The 5,873-nt window shown below is 72.0% G+C and carries 4 protein-coding genes and 2 pseudogenes; 5 read left to right on the forward strand and 1 reads right to left on the reverse strand.

All coding sequences use genetic code 11. The features are described from left to right. Positions 1-184 (forward strand): annotated as a pseudogene (locus ABZ281_RS33940) (EF-hand domain-containing protein); the annotation flags it as partial. Positions 185-240: 56 nt separating this feature from the next. On the opposite strand, the gene ABZ281_RS33945 reads toward ABZ281_RS33940, so the two are convergent. Next, the gene (locus ABZ281_RS33945) at positions 241-1,743 is read right to left on the reverse strand and encodes an AMP-binding protein (RefSeq protein WP_356661787.1); all 1,503 of its coding nucleotides are present in this window, start codon (positions 1,741-1,743) and stop codon (positions 241-243) included. A gap of 102 nt (positions 1,744-1,845) precedes the next feature. Here ABZ281_RS33945 and ABZ281_RS33950 point away from each other — a divergent pair, with 102 nt between their 5' ends. The 4 genes and pseudogenes from ABZ281_RS33950 to ABZ281_RS33965 all read left to right on the forward strand — a co-directional run. Continuing rightward, positions 1,846-3,048 (forward strand): amidohydrolase family protein, encoded by a 1,203-nt coding sequence (locus tag ABZ281_RS33950; protein ID WP_356661789.1) that lies wholly within the window; start codon positions 1,846-1,848, stop codon positions 3,046-3,048. Between the two features lie 9 nt (positions 3,049-3,057). Beyond that, positions 3,058-4,191 carry an acyl-CoA dehydrogenase family protein gene (locus tag ABZ281_RS33955; RefSeq protein WP_356661791.1) on the forward strand — a complete coding sequence of 378 codons (1,134 nt, stop codon included), beginning with the start codon at positions 3,058-3,060 and terminating at the stop codon, positions 4,189-4,191. A gap of 6 nt (positions 4,192-4,197) precedes the next feature. Then, complete coding sequence (locus ABZ281_RS33960) at positions 4,198-5,211, forward strand: acyl-CoA dehydrogenase (protein ID WP_356661793.1); 1,014 nt, start codon at positions 4,198-4,200, stop codon at positions 5,209-5,211. A 443-nt stretch (positions 5,212-5,654) separates the two neighbouring features. Continuing rightward, positions 5,655-5,873: pseudogene (locus ABZ281_RS33965) on the forward strand (ATP-binding protein); the annotation flags it as partial.

Raw genomic sequence — 5,873 nt, forward strand, 5'->3', positions numbered from 1 at the left:
CGCCGACACCGACGGCGACGGCGCCGCGACGGCCGAGGAAGCCGGCCGTGTCCTGAAGTGCCTCGGCGTCCCCGAGGACCTCGCGGGCCCGGCCGCCGCCGCGCTCGACGAGGACGGCGACGGCAAGGTCGGCGAGGCCGACGTCGTCCCGGCCTTCGCCCGCTACTTCACCGTGCCCGAGTAGGACGTTCGCCCGGGCGGGGTCCCATACCCGGCTCGGGGCCGTGGCCCCGCCCGGACTCACTCGCCCGCATAGCGCTCGCGGAGCTTGTACTTCAGCACCTTCCGCAGGGTCTCGCCCCGCGGAAGGGCGTCCACCACCTCCAGCCGTTCCGGCAGCTTGTGCACCGACAGCCCCTCGGCGCGCAGGAAGGCGGTCACGCCCGAGAGCGTCAAGGCCTCGGACCCCGACGGCTGTTCGACCACCGCGCACACCAGCTCGCCGCGCGCCGCGTCCGGCAGGCCGATCACCGCCACGTCCCCGACCGCCGGATGCCGGTGCAGCAGGTCCTCGATCTCCTGGGCCGAGATGTTCTCGCCCTTGCGGATGATCACGTCCTTCAGGCGGCCGGTGAGCACCAGGTGCCCGGTCTCCGTGAGCCGCCCGAGGTCACCGGTGCGCAGGAACCCGTCCGCGTCGAAGGCCTGCGCCGTCTGCCCCCGATCCAGATACCCGCGGCACACGGCCTCCCCGCGCAGCCGCACCTCCCCGTCCACGATCCGGATCTCCATGCCCTGCGGCGGCCGCCCCTCGGTCGTCGCCAGCAGCTCGGGGCCGTCGTCCGGGGTCCCCATGGTGATCATCGGCACCTCGGTCATGCCGTACCCGTGGGTGAGTTGCACGCCCATCTCGCGCACGACGGCGTGGTACAGCTCCGGCGGCTTGGGCGCCCCGCCGCCCGCCAGCAGCCGCAGGGCCGGCAGTACGGGCTCGCCCGGCTGCTTGCGCTGCTCCGCCAGGAACATCGAGTAGAACGCCGTCGACCCGCCCGCCATGGTCACCCCGTGCGCGCGGTACGCGGCCAGCGCCTCCGGCAGCGCGAACTGCTCGAACAGCACCGCCGGGAAGCCGTACAGCAGCAGCATCACCGTGTAGTCGGGTCCGCCGATGTGGGCGTACGGGAAGGCGATCGAGCCCACGTCCTGTGCCGAGGGGCGCAGCGCGTGCGCCAGGCAGGAGCCGCCCGCGAGCAGGGAACGGTCCGTGTGCAGCACGCCCTTGGGGTCTGAGGTCGTCCCGGACGTCCAGTAGATCCAGCGGACGGCGGTGCCGTCGGAGGACGGGGGAGGCAGGAGGGACGGATCGCCGTCGGGCAGGTCGTCGTACGCCTCGAAGACGCCCTTCGCGCCCAGCCGCCGGGCCATCTCCGTGTGGTCGAAGCCGCGCCAGGTGCCCGGCACCGCGAAGAACTCGGCCTTGGACTCGCGTAGCGCGAAGCCGACCTCGCGGTCCCGGTAGAAGGGGATCACCGGGGTCTGTACGGCGCCGAGCCGGGTCAGGGCGAAGGACAGCACGGCCGTCTCGATGCGGGTCGGCAGCTGCCAGGCGACCACCGTCCCGGGGCGCACGCCCATGCCGTACAGCCCGGCGGCGACCCGCTCGGCACGCGCGCGCAGCGCCTCGAAGGTGAGCGTGCGGCCGTCCTGGAGGAACAGCGGCCGGTCGGGCGTCAGCGCGGCACGGCGGGTGACCAGCTCCCACAGGGTGCGGGACGAACTCAGGGCGTGCGGGGTGTCGTTCACGGCTGCCCCCTGCTCCTCGGCAGTGCTCCTTGGCTGACGGGTCGTCAGGTGGGATGCTATCTGACGCTGCATCAGATAAGTACCGTCCGGCGGAGGGGACCCATGGCGACCGAACTGCCCCGCATCATCAGCGTCGACGACCACGTGATCGAGCCCGCCCACCTCTTCGACACCTGGCTGCCGGCCAGGTACCGCGAGCGCGGTCCCAGGGCGTTGACCGCCGGGATCGGTGAACTCGCCTACATCGGCGGCAAGTACCGGATCACCATGGACCCGGACGGCCAGCCCACCGACTGGTGGATCTACGAGGACCTGAAGTTCCCGTACAAGCGCAACATCGCCGCCGTCGGCTTCGACCGCGACCAGATGACCCTGGAGGGCATCACCAGGGAGGAGATGCGGCCCGGCTGCTGGGACCCGAAGGCCCGCCTCCAGGACATGGACCTCAACCATGTCGAGGCGTCCCTCTGCTTCCCGTCCTTCCCCCGCTTCTGCGGCCAGACCTTCGCCGAGGCCCACGACAAGGAGGTCGCCCTCGCCTGCGTACGCGCCTACAACGACTGGATGGTCGAGGAGTGGTGCGGCGACAGCGGCGGGCGGCTCATCCCGCTGTGCCTGATCCCGCTGTGGGACGTCGGCCTGGCCCTCGAGGAGATCCGCCGCAACGCCGCGCGCGGGGTGAGGGCGGTGACCTTCTCCGAGATCCCCACGCACCTCGGGCTGCCGTCCATCCACTCCGGCTACTGGGACCCGTTCTTCGCCGTCTGCCAGGAGACCGGGACGGTCGTCAACATGCACATCGGCAGCAGCTCCCAGATGCCCGCCGCCTCACCGGACGCCCCGCCCGCCGTCCAGGCCTCCCTCAGCTTCAACAACGCGATGGCCTCGATGATGGACTTCCTCTTCAGCGGGGTCCTGGTGCGCTTCCCCCGCCTCAAACTCGCCTACTCCGAAGGGCAGATGGGCTGGATCCCGTACGCCCTGGAGCGCGCCGACGACGTGTGGGAGGAACACCGTGCCTGGGGCGGCGTGCGCGAGACGATCCCCGAGCCACCGTCGACGTACTACTACCGGCAGATGTTCTGCTGCTTCTTCCGAGACAAACACGGCGTGGCGTCGCTGGACGTGGTCGGCCGGGACAACGCCACCTTCGAGACCGACTACCCGCACGTCGACTCGACCTTCCCGCACACCAAGGAGGTCGCCCTCGACCACGTCAAGGGCCTCGACGACGAGACGGTGTACAAGCTGATGCGGGGCAACGCCATCCGGATGCTGGACCTCGACCTGGACCGGGACCGCTGAGGCCCGCCGATGGACCTGTCCTACACGCCCGAGGAGGAGGACTTCCGGGCCCGGCTGCGGGACTGGCTCGCGGGGGTGCTCCCCGCCCTCCCGCCCAAGCCGTCCCCCGACGACTGGCCGGGGCGGCGGGCGTACGACCTCGGCTGGCAGCGCCGGCTCCACGACGCCGGATACGCCGACGTCCACTGGGACGCCTCCCCGACCCTGCGGCTGATCTTCCTGGAGGAGACCGAGAGGGCCGGCGCGCCCTACGTCGGCGCCAACTTCGTCGGCCTGCTGCACGCCGGTCCGACCATCGCCGCCGAGGGCACGGCCGACCAGCGGGCGCGCTGGCTGCCGCCGATCCTGCGCGGCGAGGAGGTCTGGTGCCAGGGCTTCAGCGAACCGGACGCCGGATCCGACCTCGCGGCCCTGCGCACGCGCGCGCGGCGCGACTCCGACACCTATGTGGTGACCGGCTCCAAGATCTGGACCTCCCACGCGGAAGTCGCCGACTGGTGCGAGCTGTTGGTCCGTACCGACCCCGCCGCGCCCAAGCACCGGGGCATCACCTGGCTCGCCCTGCCCATGGACGCGCCCGGCGTCACCGTACGGCCGCTGCGCACGCTCGCGGGGTCGGCGGAGTTCGCCGAGGTCTTCCTCGACGAGGTGCGGGTGCCGGTGGCGAACCGGGTCGGGGACGAGAACGACGGCTGGCGCGTGACCATGGTGACGCTGTCCTTCGAGCGGGGCACGGCCTTCGCCGGCGAGGTCGTCGCCTGCCGGCGCGTGCTGGGCGAACTGGCCGTCGAGGCCCGCAAGAACGGTCGGTGGGACGACCCGGCCCTCCGGCGTCGGCTGGGCAGGCTCAACGCCGAGTTCCGGGCGCTGTGGCGGCTCACGCAGTGGAACGTCAGCGCGGCGGAGGCATCGGGCGGAGTGCCGGGCACCGGCGGCTCGGTCTTCAAACTCCGCTACTCGCACGCCCGCCAGGAGCTCTACGACGCCGCCGCGGAGGTGCTGGGCCCCGACTGCCTCGACCTGGACCGGCCCTGGGCCCTCGAACGACTGAGCTCCCTGTCGTACACCATCGCGGCCGGCACTTCGCAGGTGCAGCACAGCATCATCGCCGAGCGCATCCTCGGCCTGCCGAAGGGACGGTGAGGTGCTGTGCGGTTCCGCCTGACGGGCGACCAGCGGGCGCTGCGGGACGGGCTGCGCGAGGCGCTGGCCCGGCGATTCGACGGTGAGGCCCTGCGGGCCGCCGTGGAGCGTGCCGGGGACGGCGGTGGCGGTGCGGTCGGTTCCCGGGCGGGTGAAGCGCGGGCGGAGGGTCCCGGCACGGGTGGCCGGCGGATGGGCCCTGCCGGAGTGGACGGGGGCGTTGCGGGGGCCCTTCGGGCCGGGGGGCCGCTGCGGCTCGACCGGGCGTTGTGGCGGACGCTCGGGGACCTCGGGCTCTTCGCCCTGCGGATGCCGGAGGCGGACGGCGGCGTCGGACTCGGGCTGCCGGAGGCCGTGTTGCTGTTCGAGGAGGCGGGGCGGGCGCTGCTGCCCGGGCCGCTCATCGCCACCCACCTCGCGGCCGGTGCCGTACCGGGCGCGGCCACCGGGGAGACGGTGGTGGCGGCCGAGGACGGCGGGCTGGTGGAGTGGCTGGGCGAGGCGGACGTCGTACGCGGGGACACCACGGGGGCCGTGCCGCTGCGCTCGCTCGATCCGCTGACGCCCCTGCACCGCGTGCCCGCGGGGCGTCCCGCCCCCGACCCCGTCGCGATCCTCCTCACCGCGGCCGAGCAACTCGGCACGGCCGGCCGCGTCTGCGAACTCGCGGCGCAACACGCCCGGGCACGCGAACAGTTCGGACGACCCATCGGAGCCTTCCAGGCGGTGGCGCATCTGTGCGCGGGGATCTTGGTCCGGGCGGAGACGGCCCGCGCCGCGGTGTACGCGGCTGCCGTCACGGCCGACCCGGCCGACATCGCAGCGGCCCGGATCCTCGCCGACGAGGCCGCCGTGCGCGGCGCCCGCGACTGTCTCCAGGTGCACGGAGGCATGGGCTTCACCTGGGAGTCCGAGGTCCATCTGCATATGAAACGCGCATGGGTTCGAACTCAACGTACGGGCGATGTCACGCAGAGTGAGGAGGCTCTCGCGGCGGCTCTGGCGGCCGAAACGGCCTGACGGGTCGTCTGGCTGGGCTATCGCCACACACGCTCCCGGAGATGTCGCGGATCGTGGCATACCGGAATTACGGAGCGTTGATATCGGCTTGTGTCCTCAGCGTGACTCGTTACGGCCTGGAGTCGATTGCCCGCTCCGGTACCTTGTGTGAGATGCGAGTGGCTCCGAGCGCAGTGCGACCCCGTGGCGCCGCCTGTTCGACTGCCCGCGGCGAGCGTCGCACAGTATGCCGCACGGGTACTCCTTCGCGCTGGAATATGCCCGAAGCGCTTGTTGGCGTGACTGTACGTCAACCATGCTGTCCCACAAGGGATTCACGTTCCGTGATCCTTGTCCCGGCCGTTGTTCTGGCCATGCAGAAAATGGCTACGATCGTGGCCCTCGTGAGGCGCGAGCCTAAGTGTCCGCCGGTTCGGATGGTGTGAGCGGTGCAGGTGCTTCAAGTGCAGCTGGAGATCCGGCCCGACCCCGCAGAAGTGGGTCGAGCCCGGCGGTGGGCCCGCTCCCGCCTGGCCGGGTCCGGCATACAGGCCGACGAACCCCTCGCCGAGACGCTGATCCTGCTCGTCTCCGAACTCGTCACCAACGCCGTGGTGCACACCGGCCGTCCGGCGGTCCTGCGGCTGTCGCTGCCGCACGTGGTGACGGAGGAGGCCACGGTC

The organism is Streptomyces sp. NPDC006265, assembly GCF_040613555.1.
GTDB lineage: Bacteria > Actinomycetota > Actinomycetes > Streptomycetales > Streptomycetaceae > Streptomyces.

What these genes read in the sequence shown, in the direction of transcription:
- ABZ281_RS33955 (WP_356661791.1), top strand. Translation starts at nt 3,058, where the DNA reads ATGGACCTGTCCTACACGCCCGAGGAGGAGGACTTCCGGGCCCGGCTG.
- ABZ281_RS33950 (WP_356661789.1), top strand. Translation starts at nt 1,846, where the DNA reads ATGGCGACCGAACTGCCCCGCATCATCAGCGTCGACGACCACGTGATC.